This is a genomic window from Streptomyces mayonensis (genome assembly GCF_018982965.1).
GTDB classification, from domain to species: Bacteria; Actinomycetota; Actinomycetes; order Streptomycetales; family Streptomycetaceae; genus Streptomyces; species Streptomyces mayonensis.
In genome coordinates this window covers 1-18739 of record NZ_JACBYP010000084.1, presented here as the reverse complement: position 1 = coordinate 18739, position 18739 = coordinate 1, and the positions used below count along the sequence as shown (strand labels likewise).

Annotated in this window: 15 protein-coding genes and 1 pseudogene; 8 read left to right on the top strand and 8 right to left on the bottom strand. The window is 72.8% G+C overall.

Annotated elements, in window-relative coordinates; translation table 11 throughout:
• Window positions 1–360: 360 nt before the first annotated feature.
• The 3 genes from HZS56_RS26475 (at window position 361) to HZS56_RS26465 (ending at window position 3927) form a co-directional block, all read left to right on the top strand.
• Window positions 361–831 (top strand): DUF5980 family protein, encoded by a 471-nt coding sequence (locus HZS56_RS26475; RefSeq protein WP_216723291.1) that lies wholly within the window; start codon window positions 361–363, stop codon window positions 829–831.
• Window positions 832–1257: 426 nt separating this feature from the next.
• On the top strand, window positions 1258–2784 hold the full coding sequence (locus HZS56_RS26470) for a sodium:solute symporter family protein (RefSeq protein ID WP_216723290.1): 1527 nt from the start codon (window positions 1258–1260) through the stop codon (window positions 2782–2784).
• A 228-nt stretch (window positions 2785–3012) separates the two neighbouring features.
• Complete coding sequence (locus tag HZS56_RS26465) at window positions 3013–3927, top strand: DUF2637 domain-containing protein (protein WP_216723289.1); 915 nt, start codon at window positions 3013–3015, stop codon at window positions 3925–3927.
• Between the two features lie 89 nt (window positions 3928–4016).
• Here HZS56_RS26465 and HZS56_RS26460 read toward each other — a convergent pair whose 3' ends face one another.
• Complete coding sequence (locus tag HZS56_RS26460; RefSeq protein ID WP_216723288.1) at window positions 4017–4460, bottom strand: DUF6299 family protein; 444 nt, start codon at window positions 4458–4460, stop codon at window positions 4017–4019.
• Between the two features lie 240 nt (window positions 4461–4700).
• On the opposite strand from HZS56_RS26460, the gene HZS56_RS26455 reads away from it, so the two are divergent.
• Window positions 4701–4955, top strand: a complete 255-nt coding sequence (locus tag HZS56_RS26455; protein WP_216723287.1) for a DUF5999 family protein — start codon at window positions 4701–4703, stop codon at window positions 4953–4955.
• A gap of 22 nt (window positions 4956–4977) precedes the next feature.
• Here the strand turns inward: HZS56_RS26455 and HZS56_RS26450 are convergent, their stop codons facing one another.
• Window positions 4978–5376: a RidA family protein gene (locus HZS56_RS26450; RefSeq protein ID WP_216723286.1), complete on the bottom strand. Its 399-nt coding sequence runs from the start codon at window positions 5374–5376 to the stop codon at window positions 4978–4980.
• On the bottom strand, window positions 5373–6755 hold the full coding sequence (locus HZS56_RS38490) for an acyl-CoA dehydrogenase family protein (protein WP_253914896.1): 1383 nt from the start codon (window positions 6753–6755) through the stop codon (window positions 5373–5375). The genes HZS56_RS26450 and HZS56_RS38490 overlap by 4 nt, the downstream gene beginning before the upstream one ends.
• Window positions 6756–6901: 146 nt before the next feature.
• Here HZS56_RS38490 and HZS56_RS26435 point away from each other — a divergent pair.
• From HZS56_RS26435 to HZS56_RS26425, 3 genes and pseudogenes are all read left to right on the top strand, one after another.
• Window positions 6902–8704, top strand: a pseudogene (locus HZS56_RS26435) (AMP-binding protein); the annotation flags it as partial.
• Window positions 8705–8803: 99 nt separating this feature from the next.
• A complete protein-coding gene (locus tag HZS56_RS26430; protein ID WP_216723285.1) occupies window positions 8804–9649 on the top strand; it encodes a PaaX family transcriptional regulator in 846 nt (281 codons plus the stop codon).
• Window positions 9650–9732: 83 nt separating this feature from the next.
• Complete coding sequence (locus tag HZS56_RS26425) at window positions 9733–10629, top strand: sulfotransferase family protein (RefSeq protein WP_216723284.1); 897 nt, start codon at window positions 9733–9735, stop codon at window positions 10627–10629.
• A gap of 89 nt (window positions 10630–10718) precedes the next feature.
• On the opposite strand, the gene HZS56_RS26420 is transcribed toward HZS56_RS26425, so the two are convergent.
• Both HZS56_RS26420 and HZS56_RS26415 read right to left on the bottom strand, forming a co-directional pair.
• A complete protein-coding gene (locus HZS56_RS26420; protein WP_216723283.1) occupies window positions 10719–13088 on the bottom strand; it encodes a bifunctional salicylyl-CoA 5-hydroxylase/oxidoreductase in 2370 nt (789 codons plus the stop codon).
• A gap of 4 nt (window positions 13089–13092) precedes the next feature.
• Window positions 13093–13920, bottom strand: coding sequence for an enoyl-CoA hydratase family protein (locus HZS56_RS26415; protein WP_216723282.1), 828 nt, complete (start codon window positions 13918–13920; stop codon window positions 13093–13095).
• A 231-nt stretch (window positions 13921–14151) separates the two neighbouring features.
• Between HZS56_RS26415 and HZS56_RS26410 the strand changes: the two genes are divergently transcribed.
• Entirely contained in the window at window positions 14152–14592 is a 441-nt protein-coding gene (locus HZS56_RS26410) for an ATP-binding protein (protein WP_216723281.1), read from the top strand.
• Window positions 14593–14686: 94 nt separating this feature from the next.
• On the opposite strand, the gene HZS56_RS26405 is transcribed toward HZS56_RS26410, so the two are convergent.
• From HZS56_RS26405 to HZS56_RS26395, 3 genes are all read right to left on the bottom strand, one after another.
• Window positions 14687–16105 (bottom strand): amino acid permease, encoded by a 1419-nt coding sequence (locus tag HZS56_RS26405; protein WP_216723280.1) that lies wholly within the window; start codon window positions 16103–16105, stop codon window positions 14687–14689.
• A 164-nt stretch (window positions 16106–16269) separates the two neighbouring features.
• On the bottom strand, window positions 16270–17298 hold the full coding sequence (gene argF / locus HZS56_RS26400; protein ID WP_216723279.1) for an ornithine carbamoyltransferase: 1029 nt from the start codon (window positions 17296–17298) through the stop codon (window positions 16270–16272).
• 65 nt (window positions 17299–17363) lie between these two features.
• A complete protein-coding gene (locus HZS56_RS26395; RefSeq protein ID WP_216723278.1) occupies window positions 17364–18587 on the bottom strand; it encodes an arginine deiminase in 1224 nt (407 codons plus the stop codon).
• Window positions 18588–18739: the final 152 nt, after the last annotated feature.

The window sequence follows — 18739 nt, the reverse complement described above, 5'->3', positions numbered from 1 at the left end:
GGACATCTGAGGTGAAGATGCCGCCGCGCCCCGCCCGGCCTGCTGTTCAGCGAGCCGGGGAGGGGTGCGGCGGCGCTTCTGGCATCGGGACGACCCCGCGTACCGGCACATCACCGGGCCGGGGCACCGAATCGGGGCGGTCCTGCCAGGCGCGCGGCGGCGTGCGGCAGCGTTATCAGGACACAGATCATTGAAAGTACAACAAGGTCTTGCTGGAGGAGCGTCCCGCGCGTGACACTCGTGGTGGCCGCCGCCCCAAGTGATGGGAACGGCAGGTGACTTGGCGCTGCATCAGGCCCGCTGCGCCTCATGTCCGTAATGCCTCATGCCGCCTTTGTGCGCTCCCCCCAGGAGGTCTTGATGAAGAAGAGTTGCCGGAAAGCCGGATTACTCGTCGGTCTGGCGTCGGTGATCGCACTGCCGCTGGTCGGTGCGGCGCCGGCCTCCGCCGCGCCGACCGCCGCCGCACCGCCGGATTCCGCCACCACGTCGGCGACGTGGTCACTGCTCCAGGGCCACAACCAGTACTGCGCGAGGCCGAACCGGGTGACCCGCACCTACGCCATCGGGGCCGTGGAGGGCACCTGGTCCTCCCCGATCACGGCCGGACTGCGGAACCTGCCCCCCGGCTCGACCAGCGACGGGGTCGCGACCCTCGCCCCGGGCACGAACGAGCGGGACCCCGATGACGGGGGCCTGGCCATCAACATCTGGCTCCAGCTGTCGATCGCCCCCGCTCCGCCCGGCACGTACAGCGCCGAGGTCTACGCCACCGACGGCAAGGTGACGGACACCGCCCCGGTGACGATCAAGATCAGCGCGGACTGCTGATCCCGACCGAACGTACCGAATGACGTGCCGTGGTACGGCGCGTGCGGTGTACGGCCCCTTCCGTACCCGTCGCCCGGGCCACGGCTTCGTCGTGTCACGTCCCTGAGTCGCACCGTAGTTGCACCGTCCGGCGACCGCTTGCCGCCCTTCTTCCTCCGGGTCCGAAAGTTTCGGCACCCCGTTCCCGTACGACTGGCCTCGGCGAACACGGTCACGCCCTCAAGAGGCCGCCGTTGCCGCGCCGTTCGTGACGGCAACCGTGTCTTCCCCGTGCCTTGACGCGCTGAGCAGGCGGACTTACATTCACCGAGCGGTTCGCATGCGTGTGATGAGTTCACATACATAGACGAGGAGATCGGAAGATGTGGTCGCGCTTCGAAAGGTTTCGGAGCGCTCTCTGATGTGAGAGACGAAGAAGGTCTGCCCATGCACTGGCTCGACTGGGTCGCCGTCGGCGGCTACTTCCTGGTGATGGTCCTGATCGGCCTGTGGTCCCACCGGCGCGTCAGCGACGTGTCCGACTACTTCACCGGCGGCGGGCGGATGCCCTGGTGGCTGACCGGCATCTCGCACCACATGTCCGGTTACAGCGCCGCCGTGTTCGTCGCCTACGCCGCGGTCGCCTACAGCTACGGCATCACGATCTACGTGTGGGCCTTCCTGCCGCTCGCCGTTGGCACCGCGGTCGGCGCCTGGCTCTTCGCGCCCCGGTGGAACCGGCTGCGCCGGCACTTCCGCGTCTCCTCCCCGCTGGAGTACCTGGCCCGCCGCTACAACGTCCCGGCCCAGCAGGCGCTGGCCTGGAGCGGTGCCCTGCTCAAGGTCTTCGACGTCGCCGCGAAGTGGGCCTCGGTCGCCGTGCTCCTCAGGGTCTTCACCGGCATGTCGATGACGGCCGGCATCCTGCTGACCGGTGTCGTCACGCTCCTGTACTGCACCGTCGGCGGGCTCTGGGCGGACGCCCTCACCGAGTTGGGCCAGTTCGTGATCCAGGGCGTGGCCGCGCTCGCGATGATGTGGGTGGTGCTGGACCGGCTGGGCGGTGTGTCCAGCCTGGGCACCCTGTGGCACGACCTCCCGGACGGGCACACCGACCCCCTGGTCGGCCCCTACACGGCCGGGTTCCTCACCGCGTACGTCATCGTGAAGCTCTTCGAGTACAACGGCGGCATGTGGAACCTGGCCCAGCGCTACATGGCCACCGACTCCCCGCGGGCCGCCCGTCGTTCGGCGGGGCTGTCGGCCGTTCTCTACCTCGTGTGGCCCGCCGTACTGCTGCTCCCGGCGGTCGCCGCGCCCGTGCTCATGCCGGACGTCGCCGACCCGGAGCAGACGTACGCGCTGATGGCGCAGGCCTATCTGCCCATGGGGCTGGTGGGCCTGACCCTGTCCGGGATGTTCTCCCACACCATGGCCATGGCGTCCTCCGACGCGAACGCGATCTCCGCCGTCGTCACCCGCGACATCCTCCCGGCGCTCTCGCCCCGCTTCCGCGGCCTGAGCACGCGGTCGGGGCTGCTGGCCGCGCGGGTGGTCACGGTCGTGTTCATCACCCTGTCGATGATCGTGGCCATCGAGGCGGACCACTTCGGCGGTGTCCTGGGCATCATCGTGGGCATGGTCGCGGCCGTCATGGGACCGATCTCCATACCGATGCTGCTGGGCCTGCTGCCCGCCTTCCGCCGGTGCGGCCCCCGGGCGGCACTCGCCTCCTGGGCGCTGGGGCTCGGCGGCTACTTCTTCGTCAAGTACGGCCTGGACGGGGCCTCCCAGACCACGGTCGTGGCCACCCCGCTGATCACCTCGCTCGTGGTGTACACCCTCCTGGGCCTGCTGCTCCCGGAGCCCGACGAGGAGGCCGACGCCGTCGTCGCCGCCGTCTCCGGCAAGCCGCGCCCCGGCTCCGGTGCGGCGGCGGCCACCGCGCCGGAATCGGCGGTGGAACGGACCTGATACCGGTGTGAATTAGGGATTGGAAAAGTATCGCAGAAATCGTTCACTCGACTGCCGCGCATCCGAAGGAGTAGGCAGACGTTACTTCGGATATGACCGCGGAACACGGGGAATTCCCAGCAGCTGCTGAGTACGCCGACCGACCCGGCAGACATCACAGTCCGCCACCGGCCCGTACTCGGACGGAGTGACCCGCGCGTCGTGTACGAAGACCACACTCACCCTTACATGCCGTACGCCGAAGGTTCGTTCCGCACCACGGGCACCGGCCGTCACCGGGCACCCGAGCAGGCCTTCCAGGAGACCCTGGTTCCGCCCGAGCCCGGCTGGGACCCGGCCGAGGAACTCGCGTTCCTGCTCCAGGACGCGGTGGAGCAGCAGCACACCCCCGCCCCCTCCTACTCCTACGCGGCGGAGCAGCAGTACTTCGCCGCGCGTCCGGCGGAGCAGCAGCACACCGTCCCGTACGCCGCCGACGCGTCGTCGGCCGCGCCCGCTCCGGGCACCCCGCTGAGCAATCTGCAGGAGATCACCGCGGAGCTGCCGCCGTTGCGGGAGGCGCCTCCCAGCCATCGCAGGGTCCGGCGGAGGATGAGCCGGCTGCGTGCCGCGAGTCTCTTCGTCGCGGCTCTCGCGGCGGTCATCGCGGCCTCCGTGAGCCTGTTCGGCGGCATGGTCGCCTACGAGCCGCTGCGCCTGGCCGCCGTGACCCGCACCAGCAACGGCGTGGTGTCCTGGTGGCCGTTGCTGGTCTACGGGCCCTGGCTGGTGGCGTCGCTGGCGGTGCTGCGGGCGGCGCTGCACCAGCGCCGGGCGGTCCACTCCTGGGCCGTGGTCCTGCTGTTCTCGGCCATCGCCATGTTCCTGTGCATCGCCCAGGCGCCCCGGACGCTCGACGACGGTGCGGCGGCGGCCCTGCCCGGGCTCGCCTCGCTGATCTGCTTCCAGCAGACAGTCCGCCAGATCACCCTCACCCGCCCGCCACGGCGGACGACGCCGCGCCACCGCCAACCCGCCGCGACTACGCAGGGTGACGAGACGGCGGACGCGGGGACGGCTCGGGAGCCACTGCCCCTTCCGCAACAGCGAAAGAACATCCCCTCTTCACCGCAATCCGGCACAAGGCCTGTGAATCGGGGTTGACGGAGCAGTCCGTGACGGGACAGTTCGCCCCGGCGACACACCGCTCGGGTCGCGTATTCCGCGAAACTAACTGTCCCGTCAACAAGAAGTCAGCCCGCGATCAGTGTCACGTCCTGGGCGTGCCGTGCGTGGAAGCTCGGCAGCGGCACGATGCCCGCTGGGCGCAGTTCCATCAGGGTGGCCTCGACGTGCGCCGCGCCGGGCTTGAGGACGACCGCGTCGGGCGTACCCGTGTTGACCCAGCGGTGCTCCAGGCCGTCGCAGGTGGCGCGGGTGCCGCCGATGCCGGCCCGGACGGACGAGTCGCCCTGGCTCACCGTGGAGCTGACGAAGACGGGGCCGGAGCCGGCGGTGCAGCGGTAGGTGCCGGACAGGGTGACGGCGCCGTCCGCGGTGACTCGGCCGGCCGAGTCGACCGTCACCGACTCCGTGACCAGTCCGGCGTCGGCGGTGGCGGCAGGGGCGGCGGGGGCGGCGAGGAGGAGCAGGGCGGCGCCGGCGGCCGTGGCGAGGGCCGCTGATCGTACGGGCATGGGGGACCTCCCGGTCGGTCGGAATGAGGGGTTCCACTGGTACCGGGCGCGGCGGTCGGCGCGGGTGACCGTCACCCCTTCGGTGGCGAGTCCGCACCGGGCGTCGTGGAACCGTCCCCGGCTTGTCCGGGTGTTGTCACGCCTGCCGCCGGGGACTTGGCGTCACCCGCCCGCCGGGCGCACGGTCGCTACGAGCGACGGTCCCGACGGCGGGACGGTCCCCCGACGTGGAGGTGCGCCATGTGTACCCACCGGTCTTCCTGCCCCGCGACCGACTCCCCCGCGCCCGCGGACGACTCCGCCGCGGCCCGTGTCTCGGCCTCGGGCTTCTCCGCGGCGGGCGCCGTCGCCGTGCACCTCGTCGCCGCCCACCCCGAGCAGGGCTGGAACCTGCTGTGCGACGGCACGATCGTCTTCGACGACACCGGCGAGCTGCGGCCCGACGGCCGCGTGGTCGCCCCGCGCCCGGCGGTCGGCCACCCGTCGGCCGCGTGAACGCCCCGGCGGGCCGATGCGCCTAGGGCAGTACGGCGAACCCGTCGAGTTCCACCAACGCCCGTTCGTCCCACAGGCGTACGACCTCCACGACGGCCATCGCCGGGTAGTCCCGCCCGGCCAGTTCGCGCCAGGTGCGGCCCAGTTCGGTGGCGTGGGTGCGGTAGGCGGCGACGTCCGTGGCGTAGACGGTGACGCGGGCGAGGTCGGCGGGGGTGCCGCCCGCGGCGCGCAGCGCGGTGAGGAGGTTGGTGAGGGCCTTCTCGAACTGCGCGGGGAGGGTGTCGCCGGTGATCCCGCCGTACGGGTCGAGGGCGGTCTGGCCGGCCAGGAACACGACGCGGGCGCCGGTGGCGACGACGGCGTGGGAGAAGCCGGTGGGCGGGGAGAGTTCGGGCGGGTTGACCCGTTCGGCGGTCATGCTCCGGCCTCCTCGGTCGGGCGCGGGGTGCGGTACAGCTCCTTGGCGATGATGCCGCGCTGCACCTCGCTGGCGCCCTCGTAGATGCGCGGGGCGCGCACCTCGCGGTAGAGGTGTTCGAGGAGGTGGCCGCGGGCCAGCGCGCGTGCGCCGTGCAGCTGGACGGCGCGGTCGACGACGTACTGGGCGGTCTCGGTGGCCAGCAGCTTCGCCATCGCGGCGCGCTTCGGGACGTCCGGCGCGCCCGTGTCGTACGCCGTCGCCGCCGCGTACACCATCAGGCGGGCCGCCTCGGTGCGCAGGGCCATCTCGGCGACCTGGTGGGAGACGGCCTGGAGGTCGCGCAGCTTGCCGCCGAAGGCGTCGCGGGTGGCGGTGTGCGCGAGGGTGGCGTCCAGCGCGGCCTGTGCCATGCCGACGGCGAAGGCGCCGACGCTGGGACGGAAGAGGTTGAGGGTGTCCATCGCGACCCGGAAGCCGCGGTCCGGCACGCCGAGCACGTCGTCCGCGGTGACGGGTACGGCGTCGAGGGCGAGGGCGCCGACGGGGTGCGGCGAGAGCATGTCGAGCGGGGTGCCGGTGAGGCCTGGGCGGTCGGCGGGCACGAGGAACGCGGTGACGCCGCGCGCGCCGGCGCCGGGCGTGGTGCGGGCGAAGACGGTGTAGGAGTCGGCCTCGGGGGCGTTGGAGATCCAGCGCTTCTCGCCGGTGAGCCGCCAGGCGGAAGGGCCGTCGGGTACGGCGGTCGGGACGGCCGGGGTGGCTGAGGCGGGTGACGGGGCCGGCGTGGCCGCGCGGGGCGAAGTGGGCGCGGCGGGCGCGGCGGGCGCGGCGGGCGAGGTGGCCAGGACGGCCGGGGCGGTGTCGGAAGCGTGGACGGGTGCGGGGCCCCCGGCGCGCGGCGTCTTCGTCCCGGCGTGGGCGTCGGCTCCCGCGCCCGGGGCCGGCTCCGCTCGCGCCCCGGGACTCGCGTCCGGGTCCGCCCGCAGGCCCAGGGCCGCCGCGTCGGAGCCCGCGTCGGGTTCGGTGAGGGCGAAGGCGGCCACCGCGGTGCCGTCGGCCACCCGCGGGAGCCAGCGGGCGCGTTGCGCCTCGGTGCCGTGGGCGTGCACCGGGTGGGCACCGAGTCCCTGGAGGGCGAGGGCGGTCTCGGCCTCCGTGCAGGAGTGGGCGAGGGACTCCCGCATCAGGCACAGGTCGAGCGCGCCGGAGGTGAACAGGCGGGACAGCAGACCGAGCGCACCGAGTTCGGCGAGGAGGGGACGGTTGACGCGGCCCGGCTCGCCCTTCTCCGCCAGCGGCCGCAGCCTCCCGGCGGCCAGGGTGCGCAGCTCTTCGCACCAGGTGACGTGTCCCGGTTCGAGCGAGAATGCGGTCATCGCCGGTCCCTTCCTGTGCCGTGAGCACTGCCGTAAGCATTGCCGTCAGCCCCCGCCGTGTCCTGCGCGCGCCTGCCAATGCCCTCGACTGCGGCCCTCGTTCCCGTGCACGCCGGTTCACACTCGACGTTATCGCGCCCCGTTGACTGTCGTCACCAACACGATACGCTCGTTGCGCGAGCCCACCACGACAAAGGGGGCGAACCGCCATGGCAGATCCGCGCCACGCGCGGCCGCACCGCTCGGCCCACGTCGACACGTTCGCGCGCGACCACCTGCCGCCCCCGGACCAGTGGCCCGAGCTGCTCCTCGACCTCCCCGAGCTGCGCTACCCGGACCGGCTGAACTGCGCCGCCGAGCTGCTCACCGGCCCGCCCGGCGACCGCCCCGTCTTCCGCACCGCGTCCGGGGCGTCGTGGACCTACGGCGAGCTGCGGGCCCGCGTCGACCGGATCGCGCACGTGCTCACCGGCGACCTGGGCGTCGTCCCCGGCAACCGGGTCCTGCTGCGCGGCCCGACCACGCCGTGGCTGGCCGCCTGCTGGCTCGCGGTGCTGAAGGCGGGCGCGGTGGCGGTCACCGTGCTGGCCCAGCAGCGCCCGCACGAGCTGGGCGCGATCTGCGAGATCGCCCGGGTGCGGCACGCGCTGTGCGACGTCCGGGCCGTCGACGACCTCGCCAAGGCGGAGATCCCGGGGCTGCGGATCACGACGTACGGCGGCGACGCGCCCGACGACCTGCTGAACCGGAGCGGTCCGGACCCGGGGCCCGACCGCCCGGCACCCGGCGCGGAGTCCGGTACCGAGTCCGGCGCCGCGCCCCACGTGCCCTTTCCCGCCGTGGACACCGCGGCCGACGACGTGGCGCTGATCGCCTTCACGTCCGGGACCACCGGGCGCCCCAAGGGCTGCATCCACTTCCACCGCGACGTGCTGGCGATCGCCGACACCTTCTCCCGGCACGTGCTCGAGCCGCGTCCCGACGACCTGTTCGCGGGCAGCCCGCCGCTCGGCTTCACCTTCGGGCTCGGCGGGCTGGTGATCTTCCCGATGCGGGCCGGGGCGAGCGCGCTGCTGCTCGAACAGGCGGGGCCCAGGCAGCTGTTGCCGGCCGTGGCCGAGCACCGGGTGTCGGTGCTGTTCACCGCTCCGACGGCCTACCGCACGATGCTCGGCGAGCTGGACGGCCACGACGTGACGAGCCTGCGGCGGTGCGTCTCGGCCGGCGAGAACCTGCCCGCGGCCACCTGGCGGGCCTGGCACGAGCGGACCGGGCTGCGCATCATCAACGGCATCGGTGCCACCGAACTGCTGCACATCTTCGTCTCCGCGGCGGACGACGCCATCAGGCCCGGTACGACGGGCGTGCCGGTGCCGGGGTGGCAGGCGCGCGTACAGGACGCGTCCGGAGCGCCCGTGCCCGACGGGAGGCCGGGACTCCTTGCCGTACGCGGCCCGGTGGGCTGCCGGTACCTCGCCGACCCACGGCAGCGGGAGTACGTGCGCGACGGCTGGAACGTCACCGGGGACACCTATGTGCGCGAACCCGACGGGTACTTCCGGTACGTGGCACGCGCGGACGACATGATCGTCTCCGCCGGTTACAACATCGCGGGCCCCGAGGTCGAGGACGCGCTGCTGCGGCATCCGGACGTCGTGGAGGCGGCGGTGGTGGGCCGGCCCGACGGGCACCGGGGGCAGGTGGTGGTCGCCCACGCGGTGCTCAGGGAGGGCGCCGAGCGGGACGCCGACGCGCTGCGGGCGTTCCTGCGCTCGGAGCTGGCGCCGTACAAGTGCCCGCGCGAGATCGTCTTCGTGGACGCGTTGCCGCGGACGGCGACCGGCAAGCTCCAGCGCTACCGCCTCCTCGCGCCACCCGAGTCCGCGCCCCGGTCCGCGCCCAGGCCCGGGCCCGAGCCCTCGTCCGAGTCCGTGACCGAGCCCTCGTCCGAGTCCGTGGCCGAGCCCCCGCCCGGATCAGTGCCCGAGCCCCCGGCGAAGCCCTCGCCGGATGCCCGGGGTGACCAGGGCTGATGCCAACGACATAAGATGATCAACGTGTCCGACCAGCACGCACAGCACACCCCCAGGTCCCTGATCGTCACGTTCTACGGCGCCTACGGCCGCTTCGCCCCAGGCCCCGTGCCCGTCGCCGAGCTGATCCGTCTGCTGGCCGCGGTCGGGGTGGACGCGCCCTCGGTGCGCTCGTCGGTCTCCCGGCTGAAACGGCGCGGGCTGCTGCTGCCCGCCCGTACCCCGCGGGGCGCGGCCGGCTACCGGCTCTCCGACGAGGCCCGGCAGTTGCTCGACGACGGCGACCGGCGCATCTACGCCACGGCGCCCCACGACGACGAGGGCTGGGTGCTCGCCGTGTTCTCCGTGCCGGAGTCGGAGCGGCAGAAGCGCCACGTCCTGCGTTCCCGGCTGGCCGGTCTCGGCTTCGGCACCGCGGCCCCCGGCGTGTGGATCGCCCCGGCCCGCCTGTACGAGGAGACCCGGCACGCACTGGGCCGGCTGGGCCTGGACTCCTACGTGGACTTCTTCCGCGGCGAGCACCTGGGCTTCACGCCGACCACCGAGGCGGCGGCGCGCTGGTGGGACCTGGCCGCGGTCGCCAAGGAGCACGAGGCGTTCCTCGACCGCCACGCGCGCGTGCTGCACGACTGGGAGCGCCGCGACGACACCCCGCCCGAGGAGGCCTACCGCGACTACCTCCTAGCCCTGGACTCATGGCGGCACCTGCCCTACGCCGACCCCGGCCTGCCCGCCCGGCTGCTGCCCGGCGACTGGCCCGGCGCGCGTTCGGCGGCCGTCTTCCGCGCCCTGCACGAGCGGTTGCGCGACGCGGGGGCGCTCTTCGCGATTCCTGAAGCAGCCCCACATTCCGGTCAGTGATTCACGTCACATTTTTCTGTGACCAGAGAACCCTCAGCATTCTCAGACCCTCTTCTCAGGTTTCTCACCTACGGTGCGGAAACATGAGCCTCGCACGTAACTTGAACCGGGCCCTCACCGTCACCACCGGCCTCCAGGTGCGCAGAGCGCCGCACGCCGCGAAGGAGAAGAGCCAGAAGCCGGCGGCGCCCACGGTCACGAAGCGGCCCGCGGCCCCGTACCGATGTCCGGCCTCGGAGGAACTCCCGACCGAGCGGCTGCTGCGCGAGCCCGTCTTCATCATCTCGTCCATCCGTTCCGGCTCCACCCTGCTGCGCATGATGATGGGCGCCCACCCCCGGCTGCACGCTCCGCACGAGCTGCACATCGGCCGGCTCGAGGTCGCCTGCAACAACTGGCACTCCGAGCGCGCGATGGGCGAACTCGGCCTGAAGCGCGGCGACCTGGAGCACCTGCTGTGGGACCGCGTCCTGCACCGCGAACTGCTCAGGTCCGGCAAGGACTTCGTCGTCGAGAAGACCCCGGCCAACGCCTACATGTACCAGCGCCTGAAGGACTGCTGGCCCGACGCCCGCTTCGTCTTCCTCCTGCGCCACCCCGACTCGATCGCCCGCTCCTGGCACGAGAGCGACCCGGAGAAGCGGCCCTACGACACGGCCGTCACCGACGTGCTGCGCTACATCAGCGCCGTCGAGGAGGCCCGCACGGCGGACGCCGACGGCTTCACCGTGCGCTACGAGGACATCACCGCCGACCCCGAACGCGAGATGCGCCGCCTGTGCGCGTTCCTCGGTGTCGACTACGCGCCCGCCATGCTGAACTACGGCACGAAGACCAGCAGCGAGCTGGTCCGGGGCCTCGGCGACTGGCGCGACAACATCCGCACCGGCACCGTGCAGCCGGGCCGCGCGCTGCCCGACGCGAACGCCGTCCCCGAGCGCCTGCGCCCTGTCTGCCGGGCCTGGGGCTATACGTCGTGAACGGCTGCCCGCCCTGAACGGCTACCTCTCCTGAACGACTGCCCGTCCCGACCGGCTGCGCATCCCGACCGGCTGCGCATGCTGAACGGCTATGTGTCCTGGCCGGGGCCGTGCAGGGTGAGCCGGGGCCTGGGGGCGTCCGTCCGCCCGGTGCGCGGCGGGCGGCTGCCCGCCCGGTAGGGCGTCGGCCAGACGGCGCCGGGACCGTCGTAGCCCTGCTCGGCCGCCGCGTGCAGGGTCCAGTGCGGGTCGTAGAGGTGGGGGCGGGCGAGGGCGCACAGGTCGGCGCGCCCGGCCAGGATCAGCGAGTTGACGTCGTCCCACGACGAGATGGCCCCGACGGCGATCACCGGGACGCCCGCCTCGTGACGGATCCGGTCGGCGTACGGCGTCTGGTACGACCGCCCGAACTCCGGCCGTTCGTCGGCGACGACCTGCCCCGTGGAGACGTCGACGGCGTCGGCGCCGTGGGCCGCGAAGGCGCGGGCGATCGCCACGGCCTCGTCGGCCCCGGTGCCGCCCTCGGCCCAGTCGGTGGCGGAGACGCGCACCGTCATGGGCCGCTCGGCCGGCCACACCTCGCGCAGGGCGTCGAAGACCTCCAGCGGGAACCGGAGCCGGTTCTGCGGTGAGCCGCCGTAGGCGTCGGTGCGGTGGTTGGTGAGCGGGGAGAGGAAGCCGGAGAGCAGGTAGCCGTGGGCGCAGTGCAGTTCGAGCAGATCGAAACCGGCCCGGCCGGCGCGCACTCCGGCGGCCGTGAACTGCCCCCTGATGTCCGCGAGTTGCGCCCGCGACAGCTCACGCGGAACCTGGCTGCCCGGCTTGTACGGCAGTGGGGAGGGCGCCACCAGCGGCCAGTTGCCCTCGGGCAGCGGTTCGTCCATGCCCTCCCACATCAGCCGGGTGGAGCCCTTGCGCCCGCTGTGGCCCAGCTGCACGCCGATCGCGGTGCCGGGCGCCCCGGCGTGCACGAAGTCCGTGATCCGCCGCCACGCCTCCTCCTGCCGGCCGGTGTAGAGGCCCGCGCAGCCGGGGGTGATGCGGCCCTCGGGGCTGACGCACACCATCTCCGTCATCACCAGCCCGGCGCCGCCGAGGGCACGGGCGCCGAGGTGGACCAGGTGGAAGTCGCCGGGGACGCCGTCGGTGGCCGAGTACATGTCCATCGGGGAGACCACGACCCGGTTGCGCAGGGTGAGGCCGCGCAGCCGCAGCGGCGTGAACATCGGGGGTGTGCCGGGCGGGCAGCCGAACTCGCGCTCCACGGCCCCGGTGAACTGCGCGTCGCGCAGCCGCAGGTTGTCGTGGGTGACGCGGCGGCTGCGGGTGAGGAGGTTGAAGGCGAACCGGCGGGGCGGCTGGTCGAGGTAGCGGGCCAGGTCCTCGAACCACTCCAGGCTGGCCTTGGCCGCGCGCTGGGTGGAGGCGACCACGGGGCGCCGTTCCTCCTCGTAGGCGGCCAGCGCCGCTCGGAGCGTGGGCTGTTCCTCCAGGCAGGCGGCGAGCGCGAGGGCGTCCTCGACGGCGAGCTTGGTGCCGGAGCCGATGGAGAAGTGGGCGGTGTGGGCGGCGTCGCCCAGCAGGACGAGGTTGCCGTGCGACCAGCGTTCGTTGACGACGGTGCGGAAGGTGGTCCAGGCCGACTTGTTGGACCTGAGCGGCCGGCCGCCGAGGGCGTCGGCGAAGATCTTGGCGCAGCGGGCGGTGGACTCGTCCTCGTCGAGCGCGTCGAACCCCGCCGCCCGCCAGACCTCTTCGCGCATCTCGACGATGACGGTGGACGCGTCGGCCCCGTACGGGTAGCCGTGCAGTTGCATCACGCCGTGCTCGGTCTCGGCGATCTCGAAGCGGAAGGCGTCGAAGGCGAAGTCGGCGGCCAGCCAGATGTAGCGGCAGCGGTGGGCGGTGACGTGGGGCCGGAAGACGTCGCGGTACGCCTCGCGGGTGGCGCTGTGGACCCCGTCGGCGGCGACCACCAGGTCATGGGTCTCGGCGAGCCGGTCCGGGGGCGGCGCCTCGGTGCGCAGGCGCAGGTCCACGCCGAGGCCGCGGCAGCGGTCGTGGAGGATCTCCAGGAGGCGGCGGCGGCCGAGGGCGGCGAAGCGGTGTCCGGTGGAGGTGTGGTGGGTGCCCCGGTGGACGATGTCGATGTCGTCCCAGCGGACGAAGTCCTGTTCCAGGGCTTCGTAGACGACCGGGTCGGCGTGTTCGATGCCGCCGAGGGTCTCGTCGGAGAGGACCACGCCGAAGCCGAAGGTGTCGTCGGGGGCGCCTCGTTCGTACACGGTGACCCGGCGGTCGGGGGCGAGGCGTTTGAGGAGGGCGGCGGTGTAGAGGCCGCCGGGGCCGCCGCCGACGACCGCCGTGTGCCGGGGGTGGCCCTTCGTCGCGGGCGGTCGCGGGTCCGCTGTGGTTGCTCGCGCCCCTGAGGGCGTTGCGGTCCCCTCGGGGGAAGGCATCCGCCTACCTCCCCCGCCACTTCGGTGGGCGCTTCTCCGTGAAGGCGGCGTGGAACTCCGCGTAGTCCTCGCCGTTCATCAGCAGGGCCTGGGTCGACGCGTCCAGTTCCACCGCCGCCGCCAGCGGCATGTCCAGCTCGGCGGTGAGGAGGGCCTTGGTCTGGGCGTGGGCGAGGGCCGGGCCGTCGGCGAGGCGGCGGGCCAGGGCGTGGGCGGCCTCGCCTGCGCGGCCCTCGTCGGTGAGTTCGCTGATCAGGCCGATCCGCTCGGCCTCGGGCGCCCGTACCGCGTCGCCGAGCATCAGCAGCCGGGTGGCGTGGCCGAGGCCGACGACGCGGGGCAGCAGGTACGCGGCGCCCATGTCGCCGCCGGAGAGGCCGACGCGGGTGAAGAGGAAGGCGAAGCGGGCGGACGGGTCGGCGACCCGGAAGTCGGCGGCCAGGGCGAGGACCGCGCCCGCGCCGGCGGCGACCCCGTGCAGGGCGGCGACCACCGGGAAGGGGCACTCCCGTACGGCCCGCACCACCTGGCCCGTCATCCGGTTGAAGTCGAGGAGCCGGGCGGTGTCCATGGACAGGGTCGCGCCGATGATCTCGTCGACGTCGCCGCCGGAGCAGAAGCCGCGCCCCTCGCCGGCCAGCACCAGGGCTCGCACCGAGCGCTCCCTGGACAGCTCGGCGAGCAGGTCGCGCAGGTCGGCGTAGGCCTCGAAGGTGAGGGCGTTGAGCTTGTCGGGGCGGGCGAGGGTGACGGTGGCGACGCCGTCGGTGACCTCGACGCGCAGGTGCCGCCACCGGGGGGTGGGAGCGGCGGAGCCGGTGAAGGGACTCATGACGGGCGGCCTCCCTGGGGGCGTCCTCACTGAGCGCGGTGTCTCACGACCCCTCGAAGCTATCACCGTATCACCGTTTCGTGACTGTCGTCATGGGTGCGCGATACGGTGTCGTCGTCGAGGGCCGAAGGTCCCGGAGGGTGCCCGTCGAACGGCTCTGCCGGGCGGCGCCGTACCATTCATACGGTTGAAAGCAGGACAGGACGCCCTGCTCCACGAAACGGACCAGCCGTGCACGATCACCCCACATCCCCCGCCTCCTGGCGCATCGCGCTGCCGCACTCCGCCGCGGCCGTGCCGGTGGCCCGTGCCCTGGTCCGCACGGCACTGGCCGACCTGGAGCACACCGCGGACGGTGACACCGCGGAGCTGCTCACGGCGGAACTGGTCGCCAACGCCGTCGAGCACACCGCCGCCGGCACGCCGATCGAGCTGGTGGTGGAGCTGATGCCGACCGGCTGCCGGGTCGAGGTGCACGACCCCGACCCGGCACCGCCCGCCGGCCTCACCCGCCCCGGGGTGGAGCCGCCCGACCCGTGGCAGGAACACGGGCGCGGTCTGCTCCTGATCCGCGCCCTCAGCGCCTCCTGCGGCCACCGGCCCACGGGGTCCGGAAAGGCGGTCTGGTTCAGGCTGCCCGCGGTGCCCGCGCCGCGCCGCCCCACCGCTTGACGGACCCCGCACCGCGCCACCGGGGCGGATGCAGCACCGCACCACCGCTGGCGGACGCCACGCCGCCCCACCGCGTGACGGATGCCGCGCCGCTCTACCGCACGGCGGGTGCCTCGGTGGCCTGTGCGAGGCGGGAGTGGCGGCGCCCGTAGGCGGTGTACACCAGCAGCCCCACCGCGAGGAACACCGCGAACTGCAGCCAGGTGTTCCCGCCGGTCTCGTACATCAGGTACAGGCAGAAGCCGACGCCGAGCAGCGGTGTCACGGGGTGGAAGGGCACGCGGAAGGTGCGGGCGAGGCCCGGTTCGCGGCGGCGCAGCGTGATCACCGAGACGTTGACGGCGGCCATGGTGGCGAGGGTGCCGATGGTGCACAGGTTGACCACCGCGTCCAGCGGGGCGAAGGCCGCCGGGAGGGCGAAGACCACGCCGACGATCAGGGTGCCGGCGACGGGGGTGGCGGTGCGCGGGGAGACCTTCTCGAAGACCCGCGGGATCAGGCCGTCCCGGGACATCGACATCAGGATGCGGGTCTGGCCGTACATCACGGCGAGCACCACCGAGGCGATGGCGACGACCGCGCCGAAGGCGATCACGCCGCCGCCGATCGCGGAGCCGGTGACCTCGTCGACGACGTAGGAGAGGGCGGCGGGCCGGTCGCCGACCTGGTCGCCGCCGACGGCCCCGATCGCGGCCAGGGCGACCGCGCAGTAGAGCAGGGTGACCAGGCCGATGCAGACCAGGATCGCGACGGGGACGTCCCGGCGCGGGTTCTTCGCCTCCTCACCGGCGGTGGTGATCGCGTCGAAGCCGATGTACGAGAAGAAGGCGGCCGTGGTGCCGGCGCCGATGCCGCCGAGGCCGGCCGGGGAGAAGGGGGTCAGGTTGCCGTCCTGGAAGGCGTAGAAGCCGACGGCGCAGAAGGCGAGCAGGACGGCCAGCTTGAGGACGGCCATCGCGGCAGTGGCGCGGGCGCTCTCGCGCACGCCGCGCACCAGCAGGACGCAGGCCAGCGCGATGACGACCACCGCGGGCAGGTTCACGGCGCCGCCCTCGCCGGGGCCCGCGGAGAGCGCTTCGGGCAGCCGGAGGCCCAGGACGTTGTCGAGCAGCTCGTTGACGTACTGGCTCCAGCCGACCGCGACCGCGGAGACCGACACGCCGTACTCCAGGAGCAGGCACCAGCCGACCAGGAACGCGGTGCGCTCGCCGAGGGCGGCGTAGGCGAAGGAGTACGAGGAGCCGGAGACCGGGATCGCGCCGCCCAGCTCGGCGAAGGCGAACGCGGTGAAGACGCAGGTGATCGCGGCCAGGACGAAGGAGACGACGACGGCAGGTCCGGCCTCGGCGACCGAGTCGGACAGGCCGACGAAGATGCCGGTGCCGACGATGGCGCCGACGCCGAAGCAGACGAGCTGGAACAGCCCCATCGTGCGCTTGAGGCCGTGGCCCTCGCGGTCGGCGCCGGATTCGGCGACCAGGAGGCGGGGGGACTTGACGCGGGTGGCGGGCATGGCGGGTGGTGCTCGTTTCTGGTGGTGCGAAGGGGCGCGACGGTGGTCGCGGCGGCGGCACCGGAAGGGGTGGTTCCGGGACCGCCGGACAGCTTAGGGCCTGGTCGGGCCGTGGGGGACCTGGTCGGGCCGCGGTGGCCCGACCGGGCCGTGGGGGTGCCTGGTCAGGCCGGGGCGGGGCCGGTTCGGGCCAGGGTGGCGACCAGTACGGCCTTGATGGTGTGCAGGCGGTTCTCCGCCTCGTCGAAGACGACCGAGTGCTCCGACTCGAAGACCTCGTCGGTGACCTCCAGGGAGTCGAGCCCGTGGGTCTCGAAGATCTCCTGGCCGACCTTGGTCCCCAGGTCGTGGAAGGCGGGCAGGCAGTGCATGAACCTGACGTCCGGGTTGCCGGTGGCGCGCAGGACGTCCATGGTCACGGCGTACGGCGCGAGCGCCTTGATCCGCTCGTCCCAGACCTCCTTGGCCTCGCCCATGGAGACCCAGACGTCGGTGACGACGAACCCGGCGCCGCGCACGCCCTCGGCCACGTCCTCGGTGAGCGTGATGCGGGCCCCGCTGGACTCGGCGAGCGCGTACGCCCGGTCGACGACCTCCTGGGCGGGCCAGTAGGACTTCGGGGCGACGATGCGCACGTCCATGCCGAGCAGGGCGCCAGTGACCAGGTAGGAGTTGCCCATGTTGAAGCGGGCGTCGCCGAGGTAGGCGAAGGCGGTCTCGGCCAGGGGCCTCTCGCCGTGCTCGGTCATGGTGAGCACGTCGGCCAGCATCTGGGTGGGGTGCCAGTCGTCGGTCAGTCCGTTGTAGACGGGGACGCCCGCGAAGGCCGCCAGCTCCTCGACCTTCTGCTGGCTGTCGCCCCGGTACTGGATCGCGTCGTACATGCGGCCCAGGACGCGGGCGGTGTCCTTCACGGACTCCTTGTGCCCGATCTGCGAGCCCGCCGGGTCCAGGTAGGTCGTCGAGGCGCCCTGGTCGGCGGCGGCGACCTCGAAGGCGCAGCGGGTGCGGGTCGAGGTCTTCTCGAAGATCAGCGCGATGTTCCGGCCACGGAGGTGCTGGGTCTCGGTCCCGGCCCTCTTGGCGGCCTTCAGCTCCGCGGCCAGCTCGACCAGGCCGCGGAACTCGTCCGCGGTGAGGTCCAGCTCCTTGAGGAGGTGGCGGCCGGCGAGGGCGGTCGGGACTGTCGCCATGGGGGCGCTCCAGGGATACGGGCGGGAACGGGAACTTCTGGAACTATATACGATACTCGGAATTTCTATACGGCCGCCCGCTCGACCGGGCAGCTCATGCAGCGCGGCCCGCCCCGGCCCCGGCCCAGTTCGCTGCCCGGGATCTCGATCACCTCGATGCCCCGTTTGCGCAGGTGGGTGTTGGTGGTGGCGTTGCGTTCGTAGGCGACGACCACGCCCGGTTCGACGGCCAGGACGTTGCAGCCGTCGTCCCACTGCTCCCGTTCGGCGGCGTGGACGTCCTGCGTCGCGGTGAGGACCCGGATCTCGCCGAGTCCGAGTGCGGCGGCCATCGCGCGGTGCATGTGCTCCGGCGGGTGGTCGGTGACCTTCAGGTCCTTCTCCCCCGCCCCCGGCTCGATCGTGTAGGAGCGGAGCATGCCGAGCCCGGCGTACTGGGTGAAGGTGTCGCCGTCGACCATCGTCATCACCGTGTCCAGGTGCATGAAGGCACGCCGCTTCGGCATGTCGAGGGCCACGATGGTCCGGGCGGAGCCGGCGGCGAACAGCTTGTGGGCGAGCATCTCGACGGCCTGGGGCGTGGTGCGCTCGCTCATGCCGATCAGCACGGCTCCGTTGCCGATGACGAGGACGTCGCCGCCCTCGATGGTGGACGGGTAGTCCGCCTGCCCCTCGGACCACAGGCGGAACGCCTCGTCGCGGAAGAGCGGGTGGTGCCGGTAGATCGCCTCGAAGTGGACCGTCTCGCGCTGCCGGGCGGGCCAGCGCATCGCGTTGATGGAGACGCCGTCGTAGATCCAGGCGGAGGTGTCCCGGGTGAAGAGGTGGTTGGGCAGCGGTCCGAGCAGGAAGTCGTCCAGTTCCATGGCGTGGAAGCGCACGGAGGTGGGCTCCGGGTGCGCGTCCAGGAACTCCCGTTTGGTCATGCCGCCGACCAGTACCTCGGCCAGTCCGGGCGCGGGCAGGGTCTCGAACGCGGCCCGGAGGTGGTCCGTGGCCAGCACCCCGTACTCCTTCTCGTCGAAGACCCGGTCCAGGACGAGCCGCCGGGCGGCGGGGATGTCGAGGGTCTCGGTGAGCAGGTCGCCGAAGAGGTGCACCGCCACTCCGCGGTCGCGGAGCACGTCGGCGAACCCGTCGTGCTCGGCGCGCGCCCGGCGCACCCACAGCACGTCGTCGAAGAGGAGGGCGTCCTTGTTGCTGGGGGTGAGCCTTTTGAGCTCGAGATCCGGCCGGTGCAGGATGACGCGGGTGAGCCGCCCGGCTTCGGAGTCGACTTGGAATCCCATGTCTCCATCCTGACCACTCGGGCGCTCGTTCACCCCCCGCTTCCGCGGACCCGTGTGCCGGGTCCTGCCGGGCCTGCCGCTCTTACGCGCCGGCCGGGGTGCGCCTCGCGGGCGCGCTGGGGTACACGGAGGCGGGGGCCGGCGCGTAAGAG

Coding starts and splice junctions, on each gene's coding strand:
- HZS56_RS26430 (WP_216723285.1), top strand. CDS start 8,804: ATGATCAACGTGTCCGACCAGCACGCACAGCACACCCCCAGGTCCCTG.
- HZS56_RS26415 (WP_216723282.1), bottom strand. CDS start 13,920: ATGAGTCCCTTCACCGGCTCCGCCGCTCCCACCCCCCGGTGGCGGCAC.
- HZS56_RS26475 (WP_216723291.1), top strand. CDS start 361: ATGAAGAAGAGTTGCCGGAAAGCCGGATTACTCGTCGGTCTGGCGTCG.
- HZS56_RS38490 (WP_253914896.1), bottom strand. CDS start 6,755: ATGACCGCATTCTCGCTCGAACCGGGACACGTCACCTGGTGCGAAGAG.
- argF (WP_216723279.1), bottom strand. CDS start 17,298: ATGGCGACAGTCCCGACCGCCCTCGCCGGCCGCCACCTCCTCAAGGAG.
- HZS56_RS26465 (WP_216723289.1), top strand. CDS start 3,013: ATGCCGTACGCCGAAGGTTCGTTCCGCACCACGGGCACCGGCCGTCAC.
- HZS56_RS26450 (WP_216723286.1), bottom strand. CDS start 5,376: ATGACCGCCGAACGGGTCAACCCGCCCGAACTCTCCCCGCCCACCGGC.
- HZS56_RS26420 (WP_216723283.1), bottom strand. CDS start 13,088: ATGCCTTCCCCCGAGGGGACCGCAACGCCCTCAGGGGCGCGAGCAACC.
- HZS56_RS26395 (WP_216723278.1), bottom strand. CDS start 18,587: ATGGGATTCCAAGTCGACTCCGAAGCCGGGCGGCTCACCCGCGTCATC.
- HZS56_RS26425 (WP_216723284.1), top strand. CDS start 9,733: ATGAGCCTCGCACGTAACTTGAACCGGGCCCTCACCGTCACCACCGGC.
- HZS56_RS26405 (WP_216723280.1), bottom strand. CDS start 16,105: ATGCCCGCCACCCGCGTCAAGTCCCCCCGCCTCCTGGTCGCCGAATCC.
- HZS56_RS26470 (WP_216723290.1), top strand. CDS start 1,258: ATGCACTGGCTCGACTGGGTCGCCGTCGGCGGCTACTTCCTGGTGATG.
- HZS56_RS26460 (WP_216723288.1), bottom strand. CDS start 4,460: ATGCCCGTACGATCAGCGGCCCTCGCCACGGCCGCCGGCGCCGCCCTG.
- HZS56_RS26455 (WP_216723287.1), top strand. CDS start 4,701: ATGTGTACCCACCGGTCTTCCTGCCCCGCGACCGACTCCCCCGCGCCC.